We start from the raw sequence: 3,680 nt of genomic DNA on the forward strand, positions 1-3,680 counted from the left end.
AAATATAATAACTTAAAAGATAAAACTCGAACTGATCGACTGATAATTATATACTTTATTAATGACATCTGCAAACATATCAGCAATAGTCAACACTTTAATCTTGCTGCAGGTTTGTGTCAAGGGTATGGAATCGGTTACGACCAATTCCTCTATGGCGGACTTTTCTATACGTTCGTAAGCCGAACCCGACAAAACAGGATGAGTAGCCATTACCCTGACGCTCTTGGCGCCCAGATCTGCAATTACATTTGCAGCGATGGTAATAGTACCGGCAGTGTCAATCATATCGTCAATAATCACCACGTTTTTATTTTTCACTTCCCCGATCACCTTAATATGATCAACCTCATTGGCTTTCTTTCTTACTTTGTAACCAATGGCCATATCGGCTTTCAGGAAACGGGAATAAGCATTAGCCCTTTTGGTACCTCCCATATCCGGAGCTGCAATGACAAGGTCATCCAGGTTGAGACTCTTCAGATAAGGGACAAAAATAGAGGAAGCATAAACATGATCCACAGGGACATCAAAGAATCCCTGAATCTGATCAGCATGCAGGTCCATGGTCAACACCCGGTCTACTCCTGCAGTGGTCAACAAATTGGCCACCAGTTTGGCACCAATTGAAGTTCTGGGCCTGTCCTTTCTATCCTGGCGGGCATAACCCAAATAAGGAATCACCGCAACGATCCTCGAAGCAGATGCCCTTTTGGCGGCGTCTATCAACAACAACAATTCAAACAAATTGTCTGCTGGCGGGAAGGTTGACTGTATAATAAAAACAGAAGAGCCCCTGACCGATTCTTCATAGTAGGGTTGAAATTCACCGTCACTAAATCTTTCAAGTCTTATTTTCCCAAGTTCAGTTCCAAAACTTTTTACGATTTTTTCGGCTATATAAGTTGAGGCCGAACCAGAAAAAAATTTAATGGGTGTATTTTTGTCCATTGAATAAGGTTTTTGCTTTCTAATTTTTTGGGACTGCAAATGTATAAAATATCAGTTTATAATTCACCACTTTGAAATAAAAAATTATTCAGTGATCAATTTTGCACATTTTTATTGGTATTTTCAATGAAATCAAGAATATCGTCACGTCCAATTTTTTTTGCAGAAGAAGTCAGGAAAATTATGGGCAGATTTTCCCAGGTCTTCTGAAGCTCAGCTTTATATTCGTTGATATGTTTTTGCTTTTCGTTTTCACTGACCTTATCCACTTTGGTAAACACCAGGACAAAAGGAATCCCGTTTTCGCCCAGCCATTGAATAAAATCCAGGTCATTCTCCTGAGGTTCATGCCGCGTATCAATCAATACAAAAAGGCATAACATCTCCTGCCTGTTCAATATGTACGACTCTATTGATTTTTGCAGAGTTTCCCTGATTTTCCATGAAACTTTGGCATAACCATAACCGGGTAAATCGACCAGGTACCAGTTTTCATTGATCAGAAAATGATTGATCGTCAATGTTTTACCTGGCGTTGAAGAGATCTTTGCCAACCCATTTTGCCGGGTAAGCATATTGATCAGCGACGACTTACCCACATTGGAACGGCCGATAAAGGCATATTCGGGCAACCCTGACTGCGGACATTTTCCCCACTCAGTATTGGAACAGATAAATTTTGCAGAACTGATGACCATTAATTAGGATTGGAATTGTTTTAAAAATCTATTTATTTCAATAATATAACGGGTATGTGTCCCCTCGCCTATTATATTGTTTTCGCCATCAAAAGCAGTAACCTCAAATAATAGTTTATTTCCTTCAACCTGTCTGAGAACGGCTTTACCCCTGACTTTTCCTCCAATAGGCACGGCTTTCAGATGTTTGATATTAACTTCTGTCCCGACTGTAGTGTACTCTTCCGGCAAACAAGGCAAAACCGCATGATAAGAGGCATCTTCCATTAGAGCCAGCAAAGCGGGTGTAGAAAAAATTTCCAATAAACCGGAACCAAATTTTGCTGCCGTATCATCAAAAACCACCGACTTTTCAACAACATTTTCCAGTCCAATCTTTATATCAAAAGCCATCATTACAAATTTACAATTTTTTTGATCCGAAAATAATTATTTGATGTAAACTTCAAGCAGAGTAGTTGGCTTTATGGGCTCTAAACGGATATCTTTCAAAACGGCAGGAAGCAGGATGGACTCCCCCTGGCTGATTTTTATTGATTCCTTTTCTGAATAATCTATCTTCGCCTCACCTTCCGTGCAAATATAAATAACGAAAGAATCCAGTTTGAAATAGTCGCGGTCAACAATCTTGTCGAATTGCAGTACATTGGTGGTGAAATAGTTACAATCGACCACCGTGTTGGGCTGGTTGGGTTTGGACTGATAAACCGTTTTATAATCCGGATAGAAATTATAATCGATGGCATCAACAGCCAGTCCGGTGTGTAATTCCCGGCCTTTGCCCTGAGCATCCACCCTGTCCCAGTCATATATTCTGTAAGTAATATTGGAAGTCTGCTGTATTTCGGCCAGCAGTATTCCCTTTCCGATGGCATGAACCCTGCCGGCAGGGATGAAAAAGACATCCCCTTTTTCGGCCTTTTCGGAATTCAATATGTCTTTCAGGGTCTTATGATTGAAATGCTCCAAGTAGGTTTCCTTATCAATCTTCTTGTTAAATCCGCTGATCAGTTCGGCACCCTTATCGGATTCCATGATATACCACATCTCCGTTTTGCCGAATGAATTATGCCGTTCGGCAGCCAGCTCGTCGTTGGGATGAACCTGAATGGACAACACATCCGTGGCATCAATAAATTTGATCAATAAGGGAAATTCAGTCCCGAAATGATCATAGACCTTATCTCCGACCAGATCGCCCATGTACACTTCCACCAATTCTTCGAGTGAATTGTTTTTCAAAAAGCCATTGGTAACCACTGATACATTACCCTCCACACCGGATATTTCCCAGCTTTCTCCAACCTTAGAACCTGCCTTTACGGATTTATGCAACAAACTGCCTAATTTATTACCTCCCCAGATGGTTTCCTTGAGAATGGGCCTGAATTTTAACGGATATAACTGATTCATTTATTTTAAATTTAAAGCGACTGATTTTTCTGAATAATTCAACAAAGGTAAAAAGCCGGGGCGATATTTTTCAAATTTCCGCTCATATATTTTGAAGATACAGGAACTATCCCGTTGGGTTTATTCAATTTTACACAATCCTTTACAGCTTACATAATTTTTCTTTATTCCCAGGGAATCTACAAGATTACGGATTTCGACAGTTTCAAATGTGTGTGTATTATATCCCTTCCCGGCATCATTATTATAAACCCATGAAGGAGAAGGCCATAAACAGGCGCTGAATTTTATAGTCCTGTAAAAATCCTTGCTCACCCCTTTTTGCCCGTGATGTGCCATTTGCAAATAGTCGCAATCTAAATCCTTTCGAAAGGGCCCCTTTAACAAACGGTCGCCTTCCTCACGCCCGGCATCGCCCAAAAACAATATCGACTTTTTTGAATCCCAAGCCCTTATAACCATACTTGAATTGTTGTAAGGATTGGTAGTCAGATCTTCATTGGTTACACTTAAAATTTTAAATTTTGTCCGGTCAATCTGAATAACCATACCGGGTTGAGTAACATTTACTACCGGAACTTGCGATTTTTTCAGATTATTGTAAAAATCCACTGCCGC

General features: G+C 40.1%; 5 protein-coding genes. All 5 read right to left on the reverse strand.

Annotated elements, in window-relative coordinates:
* Window positions 1-12: 12 nt before the first annotated feature.
* Window positions 13-951 (reverse strand): ribose-phosphate pyrophosphokinase, encoded by a 939-nt coding sequence (locus Q8907_14245; protein MDP4275432.1) that lies wholly within the window; start codon window positions 949-951, stop codon window positions 13-15.
* A gap of 95 nt (window positions 952-1,046) precedes the next feature.
* Window positions 1,047-1,649 carry a ribosome biogenesis GTP-binding protein YihA/YsxC gene (yihA, locus tag Q8907_14250; protein ID MDP4275433.1) on the reverse strand — a complete coding sequence of 201 codons (603 nt, stop codon included), beginning with the start codon at window positions 1,647-1,649 and terminating at the stop codon, window positions 1,047-1,049.
* Between the two features lie 3 nt (window positions 1,650-1,652).
* The gene (locus Q8907_14255) at window positions 1,653-2,045 is read right to left on the reverse strand and encodes a thioesterase family protein (GenBank protein MDP4275434.1); all 393 of its coding nucleotides are present in this window, start codon (window positions 2,043-2,045) and stop codon (window positions 1,653-1,655) included.
* A gap of 33 nt (window positions 2,046-2,078) precedes the next feature.
* Window positions 2,079-3,062 carry a mannose-6-phosphate isomerase gene (locus tag Q8907_14260; protein ID MDP4275435.1) on the reverse strand — a complete coding sequence of 328 codons (984 nt, stop codon included), beginning with the start codon at window positions 3,060-3,062 and terminating at the stop codon, window positions 2,079-2,081.
* 120 nt (window positions 3,063-3,182) lie between these two features.
* A partial coding sequence (locus Q8907_14265) for a hypothetical protein (GenBank protein ID MDP4275436.1) occupies window positions 3,183-3,680 on the reverse strand: 498 nt, incomplete at its 5' end.

This window comes from Bacteroidota bacterium, from assembly GCA_030706565.1.
In the GTDB taxonomy this organism is placed as follows: domain Bacteria; phylum Bacteroidota; class Bacteroidia; order Bacteroidales; family JAUZOH01; genus JAUZOH01.

Coding starts and splice junctions, on each gene's coding strand:
- Q8907_14245 (MDP4275432.1), bottom strand. CDS start 951: ATGGACAAAAATACACCCATTAAATTTTTTTCTGGTTCGGCCTCAACT.
- yihA (MDP4275433.1), bottom strand. CDS start 1,649: ATGGTCATCAGTTCTGCAAAATTTATCTGTTCCAATACTGAGTGGGGA.
- Q8907_14255 (MDP4275434.1), bottom strand. CDS start 2,045: ATGATGGCTTTTGATATAAAGATTGGACTGGAAAATGTTGTTGAAAAG.
- Q8907_14260 (MDP4275435.1), bottom strand. CDS start 3,062: ATGAATCAGTTATATCCGTTAAAATTCAGGCCCATTCTCAAGGAAACC.